General features: G+C 62.7%; 21 protein-coding genes. 10 read left to right on the top strand and 11 right to left on the bottom strand.

Translation table 11 applies throughout. The features are described 5' to 3' along the window. Positions 1-45 precede the first annotated feature (45 nt). The gene (locus RYH70_RS14890; RefSeq protein WP_022995601.1) at positions 46-378 is read left to right on the top strand and encodes a DMT family transporter; all 333 of its coding nucleotides are present in this window, start codon (positions 46-48) and stop codon (positions 376-378) included. 108 nt (positions 379-486) lie between these two features. Continuing rightward, positions 487-1,674, top strand: a complete 1,188-nt coding sequence (locus RYH70_RS14885; RefSeq protein WP_026948684.1) for a multidrug effflux MFS transporter — start codon at positions 487-489, stop codon at positions 1,672-1,674. A gap of 95 nt (positions 1,675-1,769) precedes the next feature. Here the strand turns inward: RYH70_RS14885 and RYH70_RS14880 are convergent, their stop codons facing one another. After that, positions 1,770-2,681, bottom strand: a complete 912-nt coding sequence (locus RYH70_RS14880; protein ID WP_022995599.1) for a LysR family transcriptional regulator — start codon at positions 2,679-2,681, stop codon at positions 1,770-1,772. A 117-nt stretch (positions 2,682-2,798) separates the two neighbouring features. Between RYH70_RS14880 and RYH70_RS14875 the strand changes: the two genes are divergently transcribed. The 4 genes from RYH70_RS14875 (at position 2,799) to RYH70_RS14860 (ending at position 7,592) form a co-directional block, all read left to right on the top strand. Then, complete coding sequence (locus tag RYH70_RS14875) at positions 2,799-4,523, top strand: acyl-CoA dehydrogenase family protein (protein WP_063139992.1); 1,725 nt, start codon at positions 2,799-2,801, stop codon at positions 4,521-4,523. Between the two features lie 174 nt (positions 4,524-4,697). Continuing rightward, complete coding sequence (zigA, locus tag RYH70_RS14870) at positions 4,698-5,912, top strand: zinc metallochaperone GTPase ZigA (protein ID WP_317009342.1); 1,215 nt, start codon at positions 4,698-4,700, stop codon at positions 5,910-5,912. A gap of 56 nt (positions 5,913-5,968) precedes the next feature. Next, complete coding sequence (locus RYH70_RS14865; protein ID WP_022995596.1) at positions 5,969-6,424, top strand: transcriptional repressor; 456 nt, start codon at positions 5,969-5,971, stop codon at positions 6,422-6,424. A 121-nt stretch (positions 6,425-6,545) separates the two neighbouring features. Next, positions 6,546-7,592, top strand: a complete 1,047-nt coding sequence (locus RYH70_RS14860) for a cyclase family protein (protein WP_055098845.1) — start codon at positions 6,546-6,548, stop codon at positions 7,590-7,592. 18 nt (positions 7,593-7,610) lie between these two features. On the opposite strand, the gene RYH70_RS14855 is transcribed toward RYH70_RS14860, so the two are convergent. Beyond that, positions 7,611-8,672, bottom strand: a complete 1,062-nt coding sequence (locus RYH70_RS14855; protein WP_063139994.1) for an RNA-guided endonuclease InsQ/TnpB family protein — start codon at positions 8,670-8,672, stop codon at positions 7,611-7,613. A 287-nt stretch (positions 8,673-8,959) separates the two neighbouring features. Here RYH70_RS14855 and RYH70_RS14845 point away from each other — a divergent pair, with 287 nt between their 5' ends. Next, entirely contained in the window at positions 8,960-9,748 is a 789-nt protein-coding gene (locus RYH70_RS14845) for a helix-turn-helix transcriptional regulator (RefSeq protein ID WP_233917094.1), read from the top strand. Between the two features lie 86 nt (positions 9,749-9,834). Beyond that, positions 9,835-10,464: a LysE family translocator gene (locus RYH70_RS14840; protein ID WP_022995593.1), complete on the top strand. Its 630-nt coding sequence runs from the start codon at positions 9,835-9,837 to the stop codon at positions 10,462-10,464. Between the two features lie 13 nt (positions 10,465-10,477). Here the strand turns inward: RYH70_RS14840 and RYH70_RS14835 are convergent, their stop codons facing one another. The 4 genes from RYH70_RS14835 to egtB all read right to left on the bottom strand — a co-directional run bounded on the left by RYH70_RS14835 (position 10,478) and on the right by egtB (position 13,982). Further along, on the bottom strand, positions 10,478-10,990 hold the full coding sequence (locus RYH70_RS14835; RefSeq protein ID WP_022995592.1) for a DUF1289 domain-containing protein: 513 nt from the start codon (positions 10,988-10,990) through the stop codon (positions 10,478-10,480). A gap of 74 nt (positions 10,991-11,064) precedes the next feature. Continuing rightward, positions 11,065-11,616, bottom strand: a complete 552-nt coding sequence (locus RYH70_RS14830) for a thioesterase family protein (RefSeq protein ID WP_022995591.1) — start codon at positions 11,614-11,616, stop codon at positions 11,065-11,067. A gap of 115 nt (positions 11,617-11,731) precedes the next feature. Beyond that, complete coding sequence (gene egtD / locus RYH70_RS14825) at positions 11,732-12,703, bottom strand: L-histidine N(alpha)-methyltransferase (RefSeq protein WP_022995590.1); 972 nt, start codon at positions 12,701-12,703, stop codon at positions 11,732-11,734. Further along, positions 12,678-13,982, bottom strand: a complete 1,305-nt coding sequence (gene egtB, locus RYH70_RS14820) for an ergothioneine biosynthesis protein EgtB (protein ID WP_055098848.1) — start codon at positions 13,980-13,982, stop codon at positions 12,678-12,680. Before egtB ends, egtD begins: the two co-directional genes overlap by 26 nt. Before the next feature lie 135 nt (positions 13,983-14,117). Between egtB and RYH70_RS14815 the strand changes: the two genes are divergently transcribed. After that, positions 14,118-14,888: a 3-hydroxyacyl-CoA dehydrogenase gene (locus RYH70_RS14815; protein WP_022995588.1), complete on the top strand. Its 771-nt coding sequence runs from the start codon at positions 14,118-14,120 to the stop codon at positions 14,886-14,888. A 158-nt stretch (positions 14,889-15,046) separates the two neighbouring features. Here the strand turns inward: RYH70_RS14815 and RYH70_RS14810 are convergent, their stop codons facing one another. From RYH70_RS14810 to dinB, 3 genes are all read right to left on the bottom strand, one after another. After that, a complete protein-coding gene (locus tag RYH70_RS14810; protein ID WP_022995587.1) occupies positions 15,047-15,253 on the bottom strand; it encodes a DUF5683 domain-containing protein in 207 nt (68 codons plus the stop codon). Then, positions 15,250-16,647: a nucleotide 5'-monophosphate nucleosidase PpnN gene (ppnN, locus tag RYH70_RS14805; protein ID WP_022995586.1), complete on the bottom strand. Its 1,398-nt coding sequence runs from the start codon at positions 16,645-16,647 to the stop codon at positions 15,250-15,252. Before ppnN ends, RYH70_RS14810 begins: the two co-directional genes overlap by 4 nt. A gap of 93 nt (positions 16,648-16,740) precedes the next feature. Next, a complete protein-coding gene (dinB, locus tag RYH70_RS14800; protein WP_022995585.1) occupies positions 16,741-17,829 on the bottom strand; it encodes a DNA polymerase IV in 1,089 nt (362 codons plus the stop codon). Between the two features lie 184 nt (positions 17,830-18,013). Between dinB and RYH70_RS14795 the strand changes: the two genes are divergently transcribed. Continuing rightward, entirely contained in the window at positions 18,014-19,672 is a 1,659-nt protein-coding gene (locus tag RYH70_RS14795; RefSeq protein WP_317009341.1) for an FAD-dependent monooxygenase, read from the top strand. Here the strand turns inward: RYH70_RS14795 and RYH70_RS14790 are convergent. Both RYH70_RS14790 and RYH70_RS14785 read right to left on the bottom strand, forming a co-directional pair. Continuing rightward, positions 19,639-21,375 carry a serine protease gene (locus tag RYH70_RS14790; RefSeq protein ID WP_317009340.1) on the bottom strand — a complete coding sequence of 579 codons (1,737 nt, stop codon included), beginning with the start codon at positions 21,373-21,375 and terminating at the stop codon, positions 19,639-19,641. The genes RYH70_RS14795 and RYH70_RS14790 overlap by 34 nt on opposite strands. 64 nt (positions 21,376-21,439) lie before the next feature. Further along, positions 21,440-22,390 carry a GGDEF domain-containing protein gene (locus RYH70_RS14785; protein ID WP_163127162.1) on the bottom strand — a complete coding sequence of 317 codons (951 nt, stop codon included), beginning with the start codon at positions 22,388-22,390 and terminating at the stop codon, positions 21,440-21,442. Positions 22,391-22,590: the final 200 nt, after the last annotated feature.

Here is a 22,590-nt window from a genome sequence, read left to right as displayed (position 1 = left end):
GTATCATGCTTCCTTCTGGAGTGACGCCCGACATGGGAGGCGCGCATGAAAAACGGACTGTTCCTGTTGATTGCCATTGTCTCCGAGGTGGCGGCGACGTCGGCGTTGAAAGCCAGTGAAGGCTTTACCCGGCTGTGGCCGTCGCTGGTGGTGGTGTTGGGGTACGGGCTGGCGTTCTACTTCCTGTCGCTGACATTGCGAGTGATTCCGGTGGGCGTGGCCTACGCCATCTGGTCCGGCCTTGGCGTGGTGCTGGTGGCGTTGCTGTCCTGGCTGATTTATGGGCAGAAGCTGGATGCACCGGCGATGTTGGGGATGGCGCTGATCATATCCGGCGTGGTGGTCATGAATCTGTTCTCCAGCTCCTCTGTTCATTGAGCCGGGCGATCAGACGGGTCAAGGTTGAAATCGGCGTTGCGCGTCTCTATTATTTGACTATATCAACTATTTATTGTCCCCCGTTCACACCCCAGCATCAGGTCTCCTATGTCCCGTCCTTACCCGGTTACCTTGCCTGTCGTATTGGCACTGGCCATGGCCTTGGGGCCTTTGTCGGTGGATGCCTATCTGCCGGCGTTTCCCCGCATGGCCGAAGCCTTGGGGGTGGAGATCAGTGAGATCGCCCGCAGCCTGTCGATTTATGTGTTCGGCCTGGCGATGGGGCAATTGGTGGGCGGGCCGCTGTCCGATGCCATCGGCCGGGCGCGGGTGATGTATCTGGGGCTGCTGATTTTCATGGTCGCGTGCCTCGGTGTCAGCAGCTCGGAATCGATCTCCGCGTTGTTGGGCTGGCGGGCGCTGCAGGCCTTCGGCGGCGGCTGCGTCGCGGTGCTGGTGCCGGCACTGGTACGGGACCGGGTGCATGGCGCGGATGCCGCCAAGCTGTTCAGTATGATCGGTTTGATCATGGTGGTGGCGCCTGGGGTGGCGCCAAGCATCGGCAGCGCCATTCTGGCGGTGGGAAGCTGGCATACCATCTTTCAGTTACTGGCGGTGTACGCGGTATGTCTGGCGCCGCTGACTTACTTTTTCGTGCTGCGGCAGAGCCCGCGCAATGGCGGCGGTGCGGCGCCAGCCGAGTCTCTCTGGCAGCGTTACAAGGCGGTGTTCGCCATCACCCCGGCGCTGCCTTTCCTGTTCCTGCAGGCGTTCGCGTTTTCGGTAATGATGCTGTTCATTACCCACGCGTCCTTTATTTATCAGGAACACTTTGGTCACTCGGAGAGCGTATTCGCACTGATGTTTGGCGCCAACATCGTGATGATGCTGATTGCCAACCTCACCAACCGGGTGTTGTTGAACCGGTTTTCCTCCCGCCAGATTTTGTGCGGTTTTCTGGTGCTGCAATTCGCCGGCTGTCTGTTGCTGGCGATCATGACCGCCACCGGCGCGCCGGTGTGGCTGTTCCTGCCGGCAATGATGCTTACCGTGGGGGCTCAGGGTGGGGTGGTGCCGAACAATCAGGCTTGCTTCATGGAGTACTTCGACCGTCACGGCGGCACCGCCGCGTCGCTGCTGGGGGCGGCTCAGTTCGGCATCGCCGGAGCGTTGAGCGCCTTGTCCACGCTACTGCCGGAAACCCTGCCGTCGGTGATCGCCGCCATGTTCGCCTGCTCGCTGGTGTGCATGGTGATTGTCATGGCGGTGGTGAGGCCATTCCGCGATCCGGCCTGAGTCGCAACGCACCATTGGCCATTCGCGAGCAAGCTTGCTCCCACAGAGGGCTACGAAGTCGCTGTGGGAGCGAGCTTGGTCGCGAATAGCCAGGATCAGCGCCCCACTGGCGGCGCTGTCGCTTCCACGCATTGCGTGATCACCTCGATGACCAGATCCCGGCTCGGATTGGGCTGATCCCGCGGCCAGATGCACAGCGACTGGTGGTGGGCCGGGGCGTCCTCGATCGGCAGGAACACCTCCTGACGGAAGCGCGCTCCGGTCAGCGCCTTGGGCACCAGAGAGACGCCCATGCCGTGGGCCACCAGCGCCATTATGGTGAGCCAGTGCGTCACCTGGTGGCGGATCTGCGGCTCCAGCCCGGCCAGGTGAAACTGGGAAATGATGCGATCGTAATAATGGGGTGCCAGATTGCGGCTGAACATGATCAGCGGCTCGCCGGCCAGATCCCGCAGCGTCAGCGAGCGCCGCGAAGCCAGCGGATGGTGCGGAGGCAGGCAGGCCAGGAACGGATCCTCGGCAATGGGTAGCGAGGCAATACCGTCCGGCAGCGGCATGGCATGGATGAAGGCCAGATCCAGTTGCCTGGCCTGCAGCGCCGCAAGCTGTTCCGCCGAATTACGTTCGATCAACTGCACCTCGATACCCGGGTGGGCGTCTTCCAGTTGCCTCAACATCGCCGGCAGGTGGCGAAAAATCATCGCCGGGGTGAATCCCATCCGCACCACGCCGGAGGCGCTGGAAGCGATCCGCTGCACCAGGTTCTGTGAGGCTTCCAGATTCTCCAGCAGCCGCCGGGCTTCGCGCTGAAACACCTCGCCGGCCGGCGTCAGGGCTACGTGCTTGCTGCTGCGTTCCAGCAGCTTTACCCCCAGTTCCTCTTCCAACTGGCGCAGACTGGCGCTCAGCGGCGGCTGGGAGATGTGCAGACGTTTGGCGGCGCGTCCGAAATGCAGGTCCTCGGCGAGTACCAGAAAGTAGCGTAATTGGCGGAAGGTCAGGGCCATGCTCCGGCTCCCATTAAGAATACTGAAAATGCTATTGATAAATAGAAAAATCGGATTGGAGGTCAGGAAAATCCCTTTATATCATGCGATAAATACTATGAATAAGAGAGGTTTGCCATGGCCAAGGTGATTTATCGCAATATTCCGGACAGCCAGGGGAACAATGCTTACCAACAGGACCCGGATTTCGCCCGTTTGTTGTCGGTGTATCTGCCCGCGGAACTGCGTGATCATCTGGAGCCGGTGTTTCAGGAACTGGGTGCCCTGACCGGGGATGAGTTGGAAAGACTGGCGCGGGAGGCGGACCGCAATCCTCCGACGCTGCGATTCCGTAATCGGGATGGCAGCGACGCTCAGGTGGTGGAGAAGCATCCTTCCTATCAGCGGCTGGAGTACTACGCTTTTTCCCGCTTCGGCCTGGCCGCCATGTCCCATCGCGGCAATGTTCTGGGCTGGCCGGAAGTGATGCCGCCGTTGGTCAAATATGGGCTCACTTATCTGTTCGTGCAGGCGGAGTTCGGCCTGTGCTGTCCGTTGAGCATGACCGATGCGCTGACCCGCACCCTGCGCAAGTTCGGTGACGAAGCACTGATCAACCGGTTCATCGACGATCTCACCTCCCAGGACGAAGATTCTCTGTTCCAGGGCGCCATGTTCATGACCGAGCAGGACGCCGGTTCCGACGTCGGCGCGATCACCACCGAGGCCCGCTTCGAGGACGGTGTCTGGCGTCTGTACGGCGATAAGTGGTTCTGCTCCAACGCCGACGCGGATCTGGCCATGGTGCTGGCCCGTCCCTCCGGTGGTGATGGCGGCACCAAGGGGTTGACGTTGTTCCTGCTGCCCCGCCGGTTGCCCGACGGCACTCTCAACCGTTATCGCCTCATCCGGCTCAAGGACAAACTGGGCACCCGCTCCATGGCCAGCGGCGAAATCGTGCTGGAAGGGGCGGAAGCCTATGTGGTGGGGGAGCCGGGTAACGGCTTCAAGCAGATGACGGACATGATCAACATGTCACGGCTGTCCAATGGCGTGCGTTCCGCTGGCATGATGCGCCGCTCCGTCAATGAAGCCCTGTTCATTGCCCGTAACCGGGTGGCGTTCGGCCGCAAACTGATTGACCTGCCGCTGCTGAAGCGGCAACTGGTGAAGATGATGGTCACCGCCGAGCAGGGCCGCAGCATGGTGTTCCATACCGCCGAGTGTCTGCGCCGCGCGGACCAGGGGGATGCGGTGGCGGCCAAACTGCTGCGTATCCTCACGCCGTTGATCAAGTTCCGCACCACTCGGGATGCCCGCAAGGTCGCCGCGGATGGCATGGAAGTGCGTGGCGGTTGCGGCTATATCGAAGAGTGGTCCGATGCCCGGGTATTACGCGATGCGCACCTGGGATCGATCTGGGAAGGCACCAGCAACATCGTCGCGCTGGATGTGTTCCGGGCGATCCGTCGGGAACAGACTTTGCCGGTGCTGAGCGAACATCTGCAGCAATTGCTGTCGGAAAGCGCTCTGTCCGACAGCGAGCGCCAGCGGTTCGAGGCGGTGCTCAAACAAGTGACCGCCGCCGCCGAGCAGGTGGCTGGCGACAACACCCTGGAAGCGGACGCGCGCCGCATCGCCAGCGCTCTGTACAACTTCACCTCGGCGGTAGTCCTGGCCTGGGAAGCGGCGCGAATCGGCGATGACCTGCGCCGCCTGGCGCTGGCCAAGTTGGTGTTGAGCCATAAACTGCTGCCACGGGATCCGCTCAAGCCGGAGGCCGGCGACGGTGCCTGGCTGGCGGCCTTGCTGGCGGAAACGCCGCTGTCCCGGGATCAGGTGGACGCGGTCTGGGAAGAGTAGATATCGCGGTTGATGGAGTGCTCCCACCGGGTGAAAGGGTTGCCTTTGTGGGAGCGGCCCATGGACTTCCGCGGCCCCGGCGCCATTTTTCGCTCCTCTATGATCTCTTTATTGTTACGTTATAACATGTAAAAATGCACTCCATTGTTCTGCTTTCAGCTCAAGGAGCCCGCCATGGAGCCAGCCCAACGTTTGCCCGTCACCGTGCTGTCCGGTTTTCTCGGTGCCGGCAAGACCACGGTACTCAACCATATCCTCAATAACCGGCAGAACCGCCGGGTAGCGGTGATCGTCAATGATATGAGCGAGATCAATATCGACGCCGCCCTGGTGAATCAGCAGGTCAGCCTCAACCGCGCCGAGGAAAAGCTGGTGGAGATGAGCAACGGCTGTATTTGCTGCACCCTCCGCGAGGACCTGCTGGTGGAGGTGCAGCGGCTGGCCGGGGAAGGGCGTTTTGATTACCTGGTCATCGAGTCCACGGGTATTTCCGAGCCGTTGCCGGTGGCGGAGACCTTCACCTTCGAGGACGAAAGCGGCGCCAGCCTTTCCACGGTGGCGCGGCTGGACACCCTGGTAACGGTGGTGGACGGCGCCAATTTCCTGCGTGACTACCGCGAAGCCCGCTCGCTGCAACAGGTGGGGGAAAGCCTGGGCGAGGAGGATCAACGCAATGTGGCGGATTTGCTGGCGGATCAGATCGAATTCTGTGATGTGCTGCTGGTCAGCAAGACCGATCTGATCGACGAGGACGAACTCAAGCAGGTGGTCGCTTCCCTGCGGGCGCTGAATCCGGAGGCGGAGATCGTGCCGATCCGCCAGGGACAGATCGATCTGGACCGGGTGCTGGATACCGGCCGCTTCGATTTCGAGCGCGCCAGCCAGGCGCCGGGCTGGCTCAAGGAGATGCGCGGCGAGCACACGCCGGAAACCGAGGAGTATGGCATTGCCAGCTTCACCTACAAGGCGCGCCGGCCGTTTCATCCCAAGCGCTTTTTCGAGTTCCTCCATCGTGACTGGGAACAGGGCAAGCTGTTGCGTTCCAAGGGTTTTTTCTGGCTCGCCTCGCGCCCGCAGTGGGCCGGCAGCTGGAGCCAGGCCGGCGGTATTGCCCATCACGGTCCCGCCGGTTTGTTCTGGAAGGCGGTGCCGCAAAGCCACTGGCCGGAGGATCCGGAGTACCGTGATAATATCCTCGCCAACTGGGAGGAGCCGTTCGGCGATATGCGTCAGGAACTGGTGTTCATCGGCCAGGATCTGAGCCCCGAGCAGGCCCGCGGCGCACTTGATGCCTGCCTGCTCGATGATGATGAGCTGCTGGCCGGGCAAGACCATTGGCGCACCCTGGAGGACCCGTTCCCGGACTGGGGTGAGCCGCCGGTGGGGTAAAAGCGGCGGGGGTTGATGTAGAATGAGCGGTTCGCATTCCGCTCTCTGGAGCCCGCATGACGGAAACCGTGGAAAAGCAATTACGCATCGCCGAGCAGCGCTGCGCTGAACAAGGCCTGCGACTGACGCCGCAGCGGCGTCAGGTGATGGCGCTGTTGCTGGAACAGGACGGGCCGCGCAGCGCCTATGATCTGCTGGATGCGCTGCAAAACCGGCATCATCCCGGCGCCAAGCCCCCCACCATTTATCGGGCGCTGGACTTTCTGGTGGCCGCCGGACTGGCCCACCGCCTGGCCTCCACCAACCGCTACCTCGCCTGCGGTCACCTGGCCTGTGAGCACGGCCATGACGGCACCCTGTTTCTGGTCTGTGACCGCTGCGGCGCGGTGCGCGAGGCGCCGATGGAAGGCCGCTTCAAGCAGGCACTGAACAGCAGTCTGGCCCATCAGGATTTTGTCGTCGGTATGCAGCCGGTGGAAATCCACGGCCATTGCCGCCAGTGCCAGGACTGATTCCCCTCCCGACTCTCTCCCGCTGAGATCTCCGCACGGCGCTTGAAATGCGCGTGGATGCAGTGGTGCCAACGGTTGTGTTTAGATAAATCGAAATAACACAGCAAATCGGGAGAGACGTATGAAAACAACAATGTCAGGTCTTGGTTCGGGATGGCGCTGTTTGCTGGCCGGCTGTCTGCTGGCCTCGGCGGCGCCGCTGTTGGCGGAAACCGCCATGGAGAGATTGCAAAAGGATGCCCCCAGCAACTGGAGTAAATGGGGCGATGACGACCAGGTCGGCGCGCTGAACTACCTTGCCGACGAATCGGTGCTCACCGGACTCAAAGCCGTCAGCGAAGGGCGTGTCTTCACCCTGCAGATTCCGATGACATCCGGCAGTGGTCCGGTGTTCCCCGGACGCATCGCCACCCAACACTTCATGGCCAACGACGCGGCGGCCTACAGCGCCGGCAAGGCGGAGCCGTTGCCCGGCGGCATCAAGTACTCCGATGACGCCGCCTTCATCTACCTGCAGGGCACCACTCACGTGGACAGTCTCGCCCACGCTTGGTATGGCGAGCAGGTTTACGGTGGCAAGAGCGATCAGACCACGGTACATGGCCATGCTCACGCGGACGTGGCGCAACTGGGCAACAAAGGCATCGTCGGCCGCGCCGTCTTGCTGGATGTGGGCCGACACAAGAACAAGGACGCCCCGTATCGGCTGGCGCCGAGCAGCTGCATCGGCTTGGAAGACCTCAAGGACACCGCCGAAGCCCAGAAGGTGAAAGTCAACAAGCGTGACATCCTGGTCATTCGCACCGGCTCTATCGCCCGGTTCTGGGAGGAGGAACCGGATGCCAAGTGGGAGGCCTACACCGAGCCGGGTCTGTGCTACAGCAAGGAACTGGTGAACTGGGTGGATGAGATGGAAATTCCGATGATCGCCTCGGATAACCTGGCCATCGAGAAAGTATCCCAGCAGATTGATGGGGAAACCGTGATCATTCCGTTGCACGGCGCTTTCATCCGCGATCTGGGCGTGGTGCTTTCGGAAATCTGGTGGCTCGATGATCTGGCGGCGGACAGTGCCGAGGATGGCAAGTACGACTTCCTGCTGGTGGCGGCGCCGCTGAAGATGGAAGGCGGCACCGGCGCGCCGGTGAACCCGGTGGCGATCAAATAGCTTGACATCCTCTCCGCCCTAAAGGGCGGAGATTTCCACTTCTGGACGGCGATGTCCCGCCGCGAGACTGAGGATATTCCGGGCGGCATTCACGTCCCGGTCGTGGAGCGCACCACACTCCACGCACTCCCAGTCTCTTACTCGCAGCCCGCTTACGCCTTGTGGCCCGCTGAGCGAGCCACAGGACGAGCAGGTGCGGCTGGTGTACGCCTCGCGAACCTCCTGGAAGACGATGCCTGCGTGATCGCACTTGTATTCCAGCATCGTCTTTAGTTGGCCCCAGCCAGCGTCCAGTACTGACTTGGCCATACGGGTCTTCGCGAGTTTCAGTGGGCTTACGTCGCCCACATAGATTTCGCCATGCTGATCAACCAGCCGACGGGAGAACTTGTGCAGTACATCCTTGCGCCGATTCTTGATTTTGGCGTGGATGGCCTTCACCCGACGCTTGTTGCGGGCGCGCTGAGCTGTGGCCAGCCTGGCTTCCAAGTCGCGGTAGAACTGACCGTTCTCCAGCTTCTCACCGTCGCTACAAGTGGCCACGTCCTTCAGTCCCAAGTCGATGCCGACGGCACCCTGTCCAGTCGAAGGCTGAACCTCTACTTCGACCACTACATTGAAGTACCAGCGGCCTCGGGTATCCTCGTTGAAGCTGCCGGAGCGGAACCTGTGCTGGCTCAACCCATAGCTGTCCCAAACCTTGAAGTAGCTGCCATTGTAGAAGACTTGCCCGTTTTTCCATTTGGCTGCCCCGGTCTTGAAAGGAACCCAGCCGAGAGAACGGCGGGTACCTCGGGACTTTCGCCAGGCAAGCCGTTGTTTCTTGAACTGTTGGCGGCGTGTCGCATACTCTCGGGAGACCTCTTGGAGCGTCTGCGAATGCAGGTTGAGGTCCTTGCTGGCCCCCTTGGTGTAGCGATCCATATCGTAGGCAGACAGAAAGACCCCGCGCTCACGGATCGACCGAGAACTCAGCTCGTTAAGGTAGTTCCAGACGAAATTCACGCTACGCGCCATACGATTGAGCTGGGTGGCGTGCTTGTCCTTCACTCGAACCTTTAGGGTCTTGGTTTGCTTCATGGTCCCGATTATACAATGTGTCGGTATCTTATTTGGTGAACAGCATGAAGGGTGTCTCCAGCTGGAGGCTTAAGCTGATGCCCTCCTGATCTGATGAAACCAGCCTACATGAAGAGTGCCCTATGGAGCCCGAGCTATTTTGCCGGAAGCGTCGGCGGCGCACCGACCAAGGTATTGAGCGGCAAGCAAAACCGTACTAGGGGCCTGCTATCCATCCCCGCGCCCAAGTACGGGCCATTCCGCGAAATATTGGTAAACTGGGGTTCCGAGCCGACAACGGAGCCCCTATGTCCCCCGCTCAATTCTGGCATGACCCGGCGCTGCCGTTCGTGGAGAGCCGCCGGGCCTGTCGCAGTCGCGCCTGCTACCGCGCCCACAGCCATCGCACCTGGTCCATCGGGGTGGTGGACGGCGGGCGCAGCCGCTTCACCAGTCTCGGCGTCGGCCGCGCTCTGTTGCCTGGCACCTTGATCAGTATTCCCGATGAACAGGTGCACGCCTGCAATCCGGCCGCCGGAGGAGACTGGAGTTACCAGATGCTCTATCTGGATCCGCGCTGGCTCGGGCGGGTTCTGGGGGAGATGCCGCCGCGACGGGTGGAGGTGGGCCGGGACCCGGTGGCCTATGCCGCTTTCTGCAAGCTGAATCGATGTCTGTTCTCCGCTGCTTCGCCGGCGGTCAAGGAGCGTCACCTGACCGGTTTCCTGCGCGCTCAATGGTGGCGCGGCGAACCTCTGGAAGGGAAACAAACCGGTGAACCCGGAGAGCTGGAGGCCGCGCGCCGGGCATTGCGTGACGCCGACCAGATGATTCCGCTGGACGATCTGGCCGCCGCCAACGGCCTCAGCCGCTATCAGCTGATCCGCCGCTTTCGCCGCCATTTGGGCCTGACGCCCCACGCCTATGGGCTGGACCAGCGCATAGACCGTGCCCGTGCCTTGTTGCGGGCCGGGCTGGCGCCAGCGGATGTGGCACAGACATTGGGGTTTACCGACCAGAGCCATTTCCAGCGGGCGTTCAAGGAACGGGTGGCGGCGACACCGGGGCAATACCGGCGGGTGGCCGTGGACGGCTGACCGCCGGCTCTCCTCGCAATTTTCTACAATCCCATCCGTTCCCGCGCCGCTAGCATACCCCTCCCTGTCTGTCGGGAGGCGATGTATTGGAACAGTTCCTGATGGTGGCCGGCGCTCATTTTCTGGCGTTGCTCAGCCCCGGTCCGGATTTCTTTTTGATTCTGCGTAGTGCCCTGGTGGAGGGCTGGCGCAGTGCCGCCGGTGTGTGCCTGGGGGTGGCCCTGGCCAACGGTGTCTTCATTGCCCTGGCGCTGGCGGGCTTCTCGGTGCTAAGGCCGGGAAGCCCTCTGTTCATGGCGGTGTTGTGGGCCGGATCCGGTTACCTGTTTTACCTTGGCGTTCGTCTTATCCGCTCGGCCGCGCCCCTGAGCCTGCCGGTAGCGCCGCGGTCCGTGGCCGGTACCGGCGGCCATTTGCGCGGCCTGGGCATGGGCTTCGCCTCGGCCATTCTCAACCCAAAGAACGCCTTGTTCTACGCCAGCCTGTTTTCACTTCTGGCGGTCAATGGCAGTACTTTGACGATCCAATTGGGCTATGCGGCGTGGATGGTGACCGTGGTGCTGGGTTGGGACCTGCTGGTGGCGTGGCTGGCGGCTCAGCCACGCTGGATGAGCGTGTTCGGGCGCCGGCTGGCCTGGGTGGAACGGGGCGCCGGCGCGGCCTTGATTCTGCTGGCCGCGGCGGTGGCGTGGGAAGGTCTGGGCGGCGCGCCGTGACGGGCGCCGGGGCTCATTCGCCGCTGCTCACCAGCCCTTTTTCCTGGGCGGCGCGCAGGATCAGATCGCCGGTGCTTCGCACCGGGCGGGCGAAGGAGCGGTCATAATGGGCCTGGTTGAGGGCGTGACATTCACGGCTGATCACGTCGTAAAGCTCCCGTGGCGTGAGGCCATCTGCGCTGGGCAACGGGTACAGCCCGTAATCCTCATATCGGAGAGGCTGCCGGCCGGCGGCCTTGAGCAACTCCGGAACCCAGCCTTCCGGTGACATCTGCCGCTGATAGCGCAGATTCTGATAGTCCAGTTGCGCCGCCAGCCGCTCGCCATCCAATACCTGGAAGTAGTTGCGCACCACCAGCGTGAGCAACTGGTCCAGACGGCGCCAGACGATACGTTTTTCGTCCTCGCTATAGGCGTTCCAGTCCACCACCTCATGACTGAAGCGGCGGCAGCCGCGGCATACGGTGTCACCGAAGACAGTGGAACAAACGCCAATACAGGGGGTGCGGATGCGGGAAGTGCTCATGGCCCCAGTGTACTCAATCCGCCGCGGTCGGGGCAGGGGCAAAGGGCGCCTTTTACGAATTCCGGACGGTGTCTTTAACGGGAGCCGAGCGCCAGCGGGCCGTCGTCCTGTTCGGTCAGGCGGCGCTTGCTTTGCAGCAGGTTTTTCCAGTCCTGAACATAATCCGGCAGCACCGGTGAGCGCCGGTTCAGGCCGGTCATTTCCTGGAATGCCTGGGGGCTGATGGGCTTGCCGCCGTACAGGTGCGCGAGGCGCAGCAGGGCGTGGGTGTGCAACTTGCGCTGCGATTCGAAACGCTGATCGTAGTAGGTGTACTTGTCGTCCCAACCGAGAATGCGGGTGTGCACCTGGAAGCGCTGGTAAGGCCGCAGTTCGCGAATATAGGCGATCTCGGTGTTGGCGACGATGGTGTGAGTGCGTGCCTTGATCATGCGATCGAGCAGACCGGTGACCACGCCGTGTTCCAGGCGGCAGCGATCCATGATCTTGACGTATTTGCCGTTGTTCAGATGCAGGTTGATGTCGATGTCCAGCAAGCCGACACGGAAATCCTGGCTGACCACGTCGAACATTTCATGGGTCGGTGGCCGGCGGCGGCGCCGGGCGGCGCTGATCAACTCAAGCATGGGTGCGTTCCAGAAAAGTCATGAGCCCAGTATAGCCAGCTTGGCGCGTCACTGTGGAGCCCGTTCATAATCTTTAAAGCGCCGCCCGGCCGGCGCGCCGGAAAAGCCGTTGAACTCATGCGGCGCGGGCCAGATGCACACTGAACAGGGCCTCGTCGTCGAGCCAGCAGGACAGCGGCTGGAAACCGGCGGTGACCAGCTCGCGGCTGAAGTCCTCCACGGAAAACTTGTAGGAGTTCTCGGTGTGGACCCGGGTGCCGGCGCTCAGGGTGAGGGATTCGCCGGCGATTCGCACATGCTGATCCCGGTGGCATTGCAAATGCATTTCCACGCGTTGCTGATCTTCGTTGTAAAAGGCCTGATGTTCGAAAGCGTCGAGATCGAAGCCGCAGTCCAGACGGCGGTTGAGATGGGCGAGGATGTTGAGATTGAAGGCGGCGGTATGGCCGGCGCTGTCGTTGTAGGCTTGATGCAGCCGCTCCGGGCTTTTATGCAGGTCGGCGCCGATCAAAAGGAAGCCATCATCGCCGGCCAACTGGCGCAGGTCGGCGAGGAAGGTCCGCCGGGCCACCGGCTCGAAATTACCGATGGTGGAACCCGGGAAGAACACCAGCCGGGGCAGTTCCTGATGGCCGGTGGGCACGGTTAGGGCCTGGGAATAGTCGGCGCAAACCGCCTGGAACTGGACTTGCGGGTACTGGGGCGCCAACTGCCGGGTGGCATCGAGCAGGCACTCACGGGAGATCTCCAGCGGCATGTAACCGCGCGGCTGCCACTGATCCAGCAGGATGCGCGCCTTCTCGCAGCCGCCGGCGCCCGGCTCCACGATCGTCAGTTCGGTATCCAGGGTACGCGCCATGGTCCGGGCGTGCTCGCGCAGCAGCCGGGTCTCGGTGCGGGTGGGGTAATACTCCGGCGTCCGGGTGATGGCGTCGAACAGGGCGGAGCCCTGCTCGTCATAGAAATATTTCGGGTCCAGATGCGGGGTCGCCGCGCTGAGCGAGGACAGCACTTCCCGGGCGGCGTCCGCGGTCGGTGGATATAAATCCAGAAAGGTCAGATTAGGGAGCAGTTGCCGGGGTTGCATCGCACGCCTCCATGCTTTGGGCCAGCCGCACGCCGCTGAACTGCCAGCGTAAATGAGGATAGAAAAAGTTACGGTAACTGGCACGCAAATGATCGCGGCTGCTGGCACAGGAACCGCCACGCAGGACCATCTGGTTGCACATGAATTTGCCGTTGTACTCGCCCACCGCGCCGGGCGCCGGTTGAAAGCCGGGGTAGGGCAGATAGGCGCTGGCGGTCCACTCCCAGACGTCGCCAAACAGCTGCCGTGGCCCCTCTCCGGGGGTGGCGATGGCGGGGTGATAGCGGCGGTTTTCCACGAAACCGCCAGTCACCGGCCGGGCCGCCGCCGCGTGTTCCCATTCCACTTCCGTGGGGAGCCGCTTGCCGCACCAGCGGGCGAAAGCGTCCGCCTCGTAGTAATTCAGATGGGTAACCGGTTCCGCCAGATTCAAAGGGCGCCGGCCGGCCAGGGTGTAGTGTTCGGCCAGCCCGTCGTTCAGAAACCAATACAGCGGCATCGCTACCTGCTGCTGGCTGCGCCAGGCCCAGCCGTCGGAGAGCCACAGCTCCGGCCGTTGGTAGCCGCCGTCCTCGATGAACGCCAGATATTCGCCGCAGGTGGCCGGACGGCTGGCGAGGGCGAACGGCTCCAGCCATTGCCGGTGGCGCGGGGTTTCGTTGTCGAAATAAAACGACTCCGGAGACGAAGAGTCGTCGCCAGCGCCGATCGTCACCAGCCCGCCGGCATACTCCAGCCAGCTTAGCGCGGGCGCGCTGCCTGCCTGATCCTCGCGGGGCTGATATTGAGGGTACAGCGGATTATGAGAGAAATTGAACTTGAGATCGGTGAGCAGCAATTCCTGATGCTGTTGCTCGTGCTCGATACCCAGCCTCACCAGGGCAGCCAGTTCCGGGGTGACGGAGCGGCTCAGCAAGTCCGCCAGGGCCTCGTCCACATGCTGGCGCCAGGCCAGCACGGTGGCGGTGTCCGGACGCGACAGCAAGTGCCGCCGTGGCCGCGGATATTGTTCGCCGACGCCGTTGTAATAGCTGTTGAAAAGGTATTCGAACCGGGGATCAAGAGGGCGGTAACCGGGAACATGGGGCTTGAGAATGAATGTCTCGAAAAACCAGGTGGTATGCGCCAGGTGCCAACGCGGCGGGCTGACTTCCGGACAGGCCTGCAGACCCATATCCTCCGGCGTCAAAGGCGCGCACAGCGTTTCGCTGAAAGCGCGATTGGCCAACAACGTGGCGGCCAGGTCGTCCTCACGGAGCCTGGCTTGGGGATAGCTCATAAGCGCTGCCCTCGTATGGCGAGCGGGTGAAATGAACCGACCCGTACAAGAATGCGTATGTTGACCCGCGGACGCAAGACTGCGGCCCTGTCCCGAGCTGGGTATACTCCCTGTTTCTGAAATCGAGGAGGATGTATGGATATCAAAAACAAAGTGGCGGTGGTGACCGGTGGCGCGTCCGGCCTGGGCCGGGCCACGGTGGAAGCGCTGGCCGCGCGTGGTGCCAAGGTGATGATTCTGGACCGTGACGCCCAGCGGGGAGAGGAAGCCGCCGCCGCCATCGGTGCGTCCGTGGCCTTCACGCAGACCGATGTCACCGATGAAGCCTCGGTGCAGGCGGCCATCGATGCCACCCGGGATGCCTTCGGCGCGATTCATCTCTGCGTCAACTGCGCCGGCGTCGGCTCCGCCATGAAAACAGTGGGGCGGGATAACAAACCTCACGACCTGGGTGTGTTCAACACCGTGGTGCAGATCAACCTGATTGGCACCTTCAATGTGACCCGTCTGGCCGCCGCGGTGATGGCGGAGAACGAGCCGGGTGAGGACAACGAACGGGGACTGATCGTCAATACCGCATCCGTGGCCGCCTTTGATGGCCAGGTGGGGCAGGTGGCTTACTCCGCCACCAAGGGCGCGGTGGTCGGCATGACCCTGCCCATCGCCCGTGATCTGGCATCCCTGGGCATCCGCTGCAACACCATCGCGCCGGGTATTTTCAATACGCCGCTGATGAACGCCGCGCCGGACAAGGTGAAAATGCCGCTGATCGAAATGACCCAGTTCCCGAAACGCCTGGGCCACCCGGAAGAATACGCCGCCATGGTTTGCCATATGGCGGAGAACCGCTTTCTCAACGGCGAAACCATCCGTCTGGATGGCGGCATCCGCATGCAGCCGCGGTAACAAGAATGCGGTCCATGAGTTACTGCTGTTCCCTGGGGCCGCACATGAATTGAGAGATGGCCACGAAGCCGCTGTGGGAGCTTGCCGGCAAGCTCCCACAATGGTTCCGTGGAAGCCGCTTTAGTAGCGAAGGCGTGCCAGCTTGGTTTGCTCCGGCGTTATTCCCTTTCCTTCTCCTGCGCCTTGTGCCAGGCGGTCCAGGCGGCGATAAGATGGCACACCCAGCCGAACAGGCCGCCGCTGCCGATCCATAGTCCCGGTGTCACTATCAGCCAGAACAGTGCTCGCCAGATATGGCCGTTGTAGAGCTGGCCGGCGCCCGGGATGACAAAGCTCAGCAGCGCGGCGAGGGTGCTCGGTTTCATGAGCCCAGCCGGTAGCAGGGTTGATAATGGCTGCCGGGCAGTTTCATGCGCTGTTGCTCGACGAACGCCTTCAGCAAAGTATCCAGATGGGTCATCAGGCCCGCCTCCGCGTGCAGCTCATAGGGGCCGCGTTCCTCGATGGCGCGAATGCCCGCTTCCTTCACATTTCCCGCCACGATGCCGGAGAACGCCCGGCGCAGGTTGGCGGCCAGCTCGTGCACCGGCAGAGAGGTGCTCAAGCGCAACTCCGCCATGGCTTCGTGGCTGGGCTCGAACGGTTGTTGGAACTCCAGCGGCACGGTGAGTCGCCAATTGAAGTAAAAGGCATCGTCGTTTTCGCGGCGAAACTGGGTCAGTTCCCGCACGCCCTCGCGCACCGCCAGCGCCACCGCTTCCGGGTCGTCGATGATGATGCGATAGCGGCTGGCCGCTTGTTCGCCCAGGGCGTAGCGGATGAACTGATCCACCTTGTGAAAGTAATCGGCGCTGTCCGCCGGTCCGGTGAAGACCACCGGAACCGGAAGGTGCTGGTTGGCCGGATGCAGCAGGACACCGAGCAGATAAAGGATCTCCTCGGTGGTGCCGACACCGCCGGGGAAAACGATGATGGCGTGGGCGACCCGCACGAACGCCTCCAGACGTTTCTCGATGTCCGGCATGATCACCAGTTCATTGACGATGGGGTTGGGCGCTTCGGCGGCGATGATGCCGGGCTCGGAAATCCCCAGATAGCGGCCATTACGGCGGCGCTGCTTGGCGTGGGCCACATGGGCGCCCTTCATCGGGCCTTTCATGGCGCCAGGGCCGCAACCGGTGCAGATGTCCAGATGGCGCAGCCCCAATTGATACCCCACGCTCTTGCTGTAGTCGTACTCTTCCCGGGAGATCGAATGGCCGCCCCAGCACACCACCAGATTGGGGGTTTCGCCAGCGTGCAGTATTCCGGCGTTGCGCAGAATATGAAATACCGCGTTGCTGATGCCGTCGGTGCTGTTCAGATCGAAACGGCCACCGGTGTGTATCTCGTTGGCCACATAAACGATGTCACGCAGTACCGCCGAGAGATGTTCCCGGATACCGCGGATCATGCGGCCGTCGACGAAGGCGCCGGCCGGCGCGTTGTCCAGCTTGAGCATCAGACCGCGGTCTTCCTGCATCACCTGGATATCGAAATCCGCGTAGGTTTCCAGCACCTGGCGGCTGTCGTCGGTGGGGGTGCCGGCGTTGAGCACCGCCAGCGCGCAGCGGCGCAACAGATCATGCAGCCCCCGTGACGAGGTGTCGCGCAGGCGTTCCACTTCCTGCTGGCTGAGCACTTCCAGGCTGCCTTCCGGGGCGACGATAGTGGACACTGTGGCCGGCCGCGTGGCGGTGGCCGCGTTAATGACGGTCATTCAGGGCGGTTCCTTGCTCCAGGGGTTCAGACCTCTAATCTGGGGGCTGGTGATGGGGGAATCAAGCTCCCACGGCGGTTCTGCCGTGGTGTTTCATTGCCGCTTTTCCCGCAGCGCCCGTTCCCTCTCCTCCGGGAACAGGTCCGGTTGTTGCGGAGACTTCAAATCACGCAGGCGGGCGCCGATGCCGAGCAGCCGCACCGGGGCCGAGTGCCGCTCCCACAGTTGCCGAAGCAAGTGCTCGAACACGGCTTTGTCCAAGGCGGTTTCGGTCTGGTCAGCGCTGACGATGCGGAAGTCGTTGTAACGCACTTTCACCGTCAGGCCCTGGACCAGATAGTGGCTGTCAAGACGGTCCAGTCGCTGCTCCAGACGGGGCATCAGTGCCTCCAGTTCCCGCAGCCAGTCGCTGAAGTGAGTCAGGTCCTGGTGATAGGTCTCCTCCACGCTGACCGATTTGCGCCGCCGGCTGGTCTGCACCGGTCGGTCATCCTCGCCCCGGCACAGGTGGTACAGACGCTCGCCGAAGCTGCCAAACTGTTGAGCCAGTTCCAACCGGCTCAGTGGCTGCAGATCGGCGCAGGTACGGATGCCCCGCAGCGCCATTTTCTCCGCGGTGACCCGGCCGACGCCAAAGATGCGGGTGACCGGCAACGCGGCTACGAAGTCGGAGACCTGGTCCGGCGCGATCACGAACAGACCGTCCGGTTTGCGCCAGTCGCTGGCCACCTTGGCGAGAAACTTGTTCGGCGCCACGCCGGCGGACACGGTGATGCCGACGTTGTCGCGTACCCGCTGGCGAATGGCCTCGGCGATACGCGTGGCACTGTTGCTGTGCAGCGGGCTCTCGCTCACATCCAGAAAGGCCTCGTCCAGGGACAGCGGCTCGATAATCGGAGTAAAGGTTCGAAAAATGTCCTGAATCTGCGCGGAGACCCGGCGGTATTTGTCGAAGTCCGGGCGCAGTATGACCAGCTCCGGACACAGACGCAGCGCGTGGGCGGAGGACATCGCCGAGCGCACGCCGAAATCCCGGGCCGGATAATTGCATGTGGCGATGACACCACGGCGCTGGGGATCGCCGCCCACCGCCACCGGCCGGCCGCGCAGGCGCGGCTCGTCGCGGACTTCCACCGCGGCATAGAAGCAGTCGCAATCCACATGGATGATTTTGCGGCTCATGGCGCTTCCGGGGGCAGGAATGGGCGGACCGCGACGCGCGGGCGGCCCTGGATGTGATACATTTCGTCGCGGTGCCGGTGGCGGGTTGCACGGGCATCCTCGACGGCGGGGCCGCCGTCGCACCTGTTCCGGGGAGCCGGCCGCGCATGACGGCTTTTCATACACCGATTGTAGCATCGCATTCATGATCACGGGATCACGTCAAGCCAAAGTACTGATCGTCGGCGCCGGCCCCACCGGCCTGACCCTGGGCGTCAATTTGCTGCGCGGCGGCATTCCCTGCCGCATCATTGACCGCCTGCCGCAACGCCGGCCCTGGTCCAGGGCGCTGGGGCTGCACGCCCGCACCCTGGAATTCCTCGATGCCATGGGGGTGCTGCAAACCCTGCGTGAACGCGGCCGTCCGATTCGGGCGGTGAATCTCCATGGCGAGAAAGGGCCCCTGCTGCATCTGGATTTCGCCGCCCTGGGCACGCCGGAGCCGGCCCTGCTCAGCTGCCCGCAGTCACAGGTGGAAGCCGTGCTGGAGGAGCGCTTCCGCAGCCTCGGTGGTGAACTGTGGCGCGATGCCGAACTGCTCGACTGCTCACAGGATGGCGCCGGAGTGCGGGCCCGGCTCCGTGTTGGCGAGCAGGTAACCGAAGTGGAAGCGGAGATCCTGGTGGGCGCGGACGGTGCCCATTCCCGGGTGCGGGAATTGCTCGGCTTGCCCTTCGAAGGCATGGATTACGAGGAAACCTTCCTGTTGGCGGATCTGGATGTGGAACTGGATCTGCCGGAGGATCAGAGCCACGGCTTCCTGCTCCCCGGCGGTGCCCTGATGGCGATTCCGCTGCCTTCTGGCTGGCGTTTGATCACCGTGCTGGAAGAGGATGCGGAACCGGGGCCGGCGGACGCGGAGCGGGATCTGGCGTTGTTGAGCGAGCGTCTCGCCCAGGTGCTGGAACCAGTGCCGGAACTGCCGGAGCCAATCTGGTTGACGCGCTTTTCGGTGCACCGCCGGCTGGTCAGCCATTATCGACGCAATCGTATTTTCCTCGCCGGCGACGCCTGCCATATCCAGAGTCCGATGGGGGCCCAGGGTATGAACACCGGTATCGCCGACGCCGTGAATCTGGCCTGGAAACTGGTGCTGTTCCTGCGTGGCTACGGCGGTGGCGCCTTGTTGGACAGCTACCAGCAGGAGCGCCGGCCGGTGGCGGTGGAGATGCTGCGTGAAGTGAATCTGTTGTCCCGGACCTCGACGTTGCGGCGGCCATTTCTGCGTGGCGCCCGGGATTCGTTATTGAAGCTGACCGGCCAGCGCGCGCCCGCGGAAAACAAGGTAATGCGTCGGGCCAGCCAGTTGGACATCCACTATCGCGCTTCGCCGCTGGTGGATGCCGGTCCGGACGCGGACCTGGGGTGGCGGCACCAGGGTCCGCTGCCCGGCGATCGGGTGCCGGATGTTGCCCTGGTGTCGCTGCACGATGGCGGGCCCCGGCATTTGCACGGCCTGCTGCGTCAGCCGGTGCATCACCTGTTGCTGCAACTGGGCGAGGCCCCGGACCATCCCACCCGGGTTATCCTGCATGCGCTGTTGTCCAGGGTGCCGGACGAATACCTCAATGAGCTGCGCATCACCTTGATCCTCAATGAGCCGCCGGAAGGGGCGGCGCCGGACATGGCGCCGGGGCGGGCCCATCTGTGGCATGACAAGGACGGTGATTTCGCCGAGCACTTCGGTAATGGCAGCCGTTTGTGGCTGATGCGCCCGGATGGCCATCTGGCTTACCGGGCGCCGCTGTCCGACGCGGATTTCCTGCTGGCTTATCTGGAGCGGTTGTTCCGGCGCACCGGCTGAATTCGTAGCGCCAGTCCCGCCAGAGCGAGCAGCCAGCCGACGCCGAACGAGCCGCCACCGCCGGAGCCGCCACTGGAACCGGTGTCGCTGGTGTCGCCACTGCCAGTATCGCTGACGGCCTTGACACCGGAGTAGGCCACGGCCAGTTCGTGCCGGTTATTATCCTGGGGAAAGTCTCCGCCATTCTGGTCGGTGGTGGTCAGGGTCAGCGTGCTGCTCTCCGGCGTTCCGCTGGTCAGCGTCAGAGTGAATTCGACACTGGCACCGCTGTCCATGGGGCCTACCCAACACAGGGTGTCGCACTGGACGGTATCGTCACCGCGGGCGGTGGTGCCGGCGGGCAGCGTCAGTTCCACGGTGGCATTGCTGGCGGCATTCACGGTGGAAAGATTGCTGACCCGCACCACCACGGTGGCGATGCCCTGTCCATCGCTGTCCAGATTGCCGGCGGTCTGCTCGGCGCTCACGGTGAGGTCCGGCCGGTTGGAGAAGACCACCGTGACCGGAGCCTGATTGTTCTTGATCCGGTATTCATCCTCGTCGCTGCTCACCGACAGGGCCAGGGTGGCGTCGGTTTCGGTGACGCCGTTGTGGCTCACTTCCACCTGGCCGCTGCTGTGGCCGCCGGCGCTCAGTGACGACAGGGTGCACTGGTCATCGTCCGCCAAGGGGCCGCCGCCGCTGTCACAGCCGCTCCACTGTAAAGAGGCATCGACGCCGGCGTCGTCAGTGTTCGCCTGGATCATGACGTTGTGGGCGGTGTTTCGCTGACTGCCGTTAGTGACCGTGGCGGGGACCGTGACCTGTCCTCCCAGAGAACCGTAGTAGCGTTGCGAGTCGCTGCCGACGCTTACGTCCACCAGGGGGCTGTTGGCTTCCACGAAATCCACCATGTTCAGCACCTGGGTGAACACCGTGGGCCGACCGGCCTGGCAATTGTCGAAGGAGCCAAAACTGGTCAGCCCCATGATATAAGGGGACGGATCGTCCCCCAGAATCAGCGGGCCGCCGGAGTCGCCGAAGCAGGTGTTCTCGGTTTCGTTGTCTTGTGGGTTCAGTTCAGCGGCGCAAATGACGCTGCTTTGAACCGGAGTCAGGAAACCGTTCCAACTTTGATTGCAGGTGGAAAACGGCACGTAATCCAAAGCCACCTGCTGCAGGGTGTCGGAGACCGTTGGATTATCCGGATCGGTGACGCCCCAGCCGATGGCGGTGACGGCCTCGTCGCGGCCCATGGCGTCGCGGGCAAGCAATTCGTCGAAGTGGGCGTCATCCACAAGACTGGGCAGGACTGCATCAGAGACATCAACAGGGCTGCTTAGCTGGATTAGTGCGATATCGTGGCTGATGGGGTTGGCATTGTTATCGTACTCGGCAGGCAAAGAAGGGGTGTGACTGGCCGTCCGGGTTTGATTGGCCGGGCTGCCTTTCGGCGCACTACCCACATGTACGGTGATAGCAGTAGCGTCCACCTTCTCGCCGTTTTCATCGAAAAAACAATGCGCGGCGGTCAGCACCTGATCAGGGCTGAGCAAGGAGCCGGAACAAGCCCCTCGTCCTTGCGCGCCGAAATCGATTTCCACCAGCGCCGCCCAGGGCCAGTCGCCGGTGGCGTCCTCGCCGCCGACGATATAGGTCTGGAAATCATCCGCCAGGGCGGGACCGGATAAGGCAAGCGCAAGAAGGGTAAGACGGTGGACCATGACGTTTCCCCTGTTGTCGGCATGGGGTTGGCCGGGTCTCCCTTCCCGGGCTTCCTGTGTCTTTTTAATCCAGCGGTGGCGCGTAGACCAGCCAGTGAGTGTCATCATCCCGGCTGCGGGGCAGGGCCTGCTGCAAATGATGCAGCACCTGTTCCAAAGCCAGGTTGGAACTGTTCAGGGTCAGCACGGCGGCGCGCAGATCCGGTACCCGCTGGCGCAGATGTTCGATCACCTGGCTGGCTTCCGCGCCGCCGGTACAGGGCAACAGCAGAGCCAGCTGATGTTCATCGTTGCGGGCCACCACGTCGCTGCGGCGCAGCCTTTGGATGATGACGTCCGCCAAACCATTAAGGTCGTCGTGTTGCAGTAACACTACCGTCAGCGGCGAGGACAGGCGATCGTGCAGGGGAATCATCCAACCGGCGGTGCTGACCAGCGCGGCGCGGCTGATGAAACCGGTTTGCGGATCGTTCCAGGCCGCTTCCAGGGCGGACCGGCCCAGCACCTGATTACGCCAGATCATCAGCCCGAAATAGATCATGCACACGGTCAGCGCGGCGAGCAGGAACAGGCTGGCGGAGGCCGGTTGCGTGGCGCCTTCCGGCAAATACGCCATGCGGATCGGCAGCACGATGGCCAGCACCACTTCGGCGGCCAGCAACATCACCAGAAAACGCTTCAGGCCGTACAGCAGGCCGTTACTGAGCACCGCCAGGAACAACAGCGCCATGGTCGGCGGTGGCTCGCCGCCATCCAGCAGCATCACCACGCCGAGCACCACCATGTCCAGGGTCGAGGCGAGAATGACCGCGTAATCGGCCCGGCTGATCAGCAGCAGTAACTGCAGCCCCAGATAAGCCCCGGCGATCAACCAGGGGGTGCTTTCCGGCACCGTGACGAAGAACTGGGGGGTGTGATGGAAGTAAATCACCGCCAGCACGGCGAACAGGGCCCGGGCCAGGTACTGCAGAATGATGGCGCCCTGTTCGGAGGACACGCGGTTGGTCGAGTTCATTGAGGTTCCGTGGATAACCAGATGCGCCTATGTTGCGGTAGCTGGCCCGGGGAATAAAGACTTGCAATGGGCGTAATGTTGTAAAAAGGCATTTTGCGGGGCCTTTCTTGCCACGGACCATTGTTGCCACGGACCATAGTTCTATTGCCTGTTCCCCCGTTCCCGGTAGCATGAAGGATCTCTATTAACGGAGAGACGTA

The sequence above is a fragment of the Alloalcanivorax xenomutans genome (genome assembly GCF_032810065.1).
Classification (GTDB): domain Bacteria; phylum Pseudomonadota; class Gammaproteobacteria; order Pseudomonadales; family Alcanivoracaceae; genus Alloalcanivorax; species Alloalcanivorax xenomutans.
The sequence above is the reverse complement of the archived record's forward strand: the minus strand, read 5'-3'. Positions and strand labels throughout refer to the sequence as shown.

Bases quoted from the DNA above. Each gene is read 5' to 3' on its own strand.
- RYH70_RS14890 (WP_022995601.1), top strand. From the start codon at position 46: ATGAAAAACGGACTGTTCCTGTTGATTGCCATTGTCTCCGAGGTGGCG.
- RYH70_RS14885 (WP_026948684.1), top strand. From the start codon at position 487: ATGTCCCGTCCTTACCCGGTTACCTTGCCTGTCGTATTGGCACTGGCC.
- RYH70_RS14880 (WP_022995599.1), bottom strand. From the start codon at position 2,681: ATGGCCCTGACCTTCCGCCAATTACGCTACTTTCTGGTACTCGCCGAG.
- RYH70_RS14875 (WP_063139992.1), top strand. From the start codon at position 2,799: ATGGCCAAGGTGATTTATCGCAATATTCCGGACAGCCAGGGGAACAAT.
- zigA (WP_317009342.1), top strand. From the start codon at position 4,698: ATGGAGCCAGCCCAACGTTTGCCCGTCACCGTGCTGTCCGGTTTTCTC.
- RYH70_RS14865 (WP_022995596.1), top strand. From the start codon at position 5,969: ATGACGGAAACCGTGGAAAAGCAATTACGCATCGCCGAGCAGCGCTGC.
- RYH70_RS14860 (WP_055098845.1), top strand. From the start codon at position 6,546: ATGAAAACAACAATGTCAGGTCTTGGTTCGGGATGGCGCTGTTTGCTG.
- RYH70_RS14855 (WP_063139994.1), bottom strand. From the start codon at position 8,672: ATGAAGCAAACCAAGACCCTAAAGGTTCGAGTGAAGGACAAGCACGCC.
- RYH70_RS14845 (WP_233917094.1), top strand. From the start codon at position 8,960: ATGTCCCCCGCTCAATTCTGGCATGACCCGGCGCTGCCGTTCGTGGAG.
- RYH70_RS14835 (WP_022995592.1), bottom strand. From the start codon at position 10,990: ATGAGCACTTCCCGCATCCGCACCCCCTGTATTGGCGTTTGTTCCACT.
- RYH70_RS14830 (WP_022995591.1), bottom strand. From the start codon at position 11,616: ATGCTTGAGTTGATCAGCGCCGCCCGGCGCCGCCGCCGGCCACCGACC.
- egtD (WP_022995590.1), bottom strand. From the start codon at position 12,703: ATGCAACCCCGGCAACTGCTCCCTAATCTGACCTTTCTGGATTTATAT.
- egtB (WP_055098848.1), bottom strand. From the start codon at position 13,982: ATGAGCTATCCCCAAGCCAGGCTCCGTGAGGACGACCTGGCCGCCACG.
- RYH70_RS14815 (WP_022995588.1), top strand. From the start codon at position 14,118: ATGGATATCAAAAACAAAGTGGCGGTGGTGACCGGTGGCGCGTCCGGC.
- RYH70_RS14810 (WP_022995587.1), bottom strand. From the start codon at position 15,253: ATGAAACCGAGCACCCTCGCCGCGCTGCTGAGCTTTGTCATCCCGGGC.
- ppnN (WP_022995586.1), bottom strand. From the start codon at position 16,647: ATGACCGTCATTAACGCGGCCACCGCCACGCGGCCGGCCACAGTGTCC.
- dinB (WP_022995585.1), bottom strand. From the start codon at position 17,829: ATGAGCCGCAAAATCATCCATGTGGATTGCGACTGCTTCTATGCCGCG.
- RYH70_RS14795 (WP_317009341.1), top strand. From the start codon at position 18,014: ATGATCACGGGATCACGTCAAGCCAAAGTACTGATCGTCGGCGCCGGC.
- RYH70_RS14790 (WP_317009340.1), bottom strand. From the start codon at position 21,375: ATGGTCCACCGTCTTACCCTTCTTGCGCTTGCCTTATCCGGTCCCGCC.
- RYH70_RS14785 (WP_163127162.1), bottom strand. From the start codon at position 22,390: ATGAACTCGACCAACCGCGTGTCCTCCGAACAGGGCGCCATCATTCTG.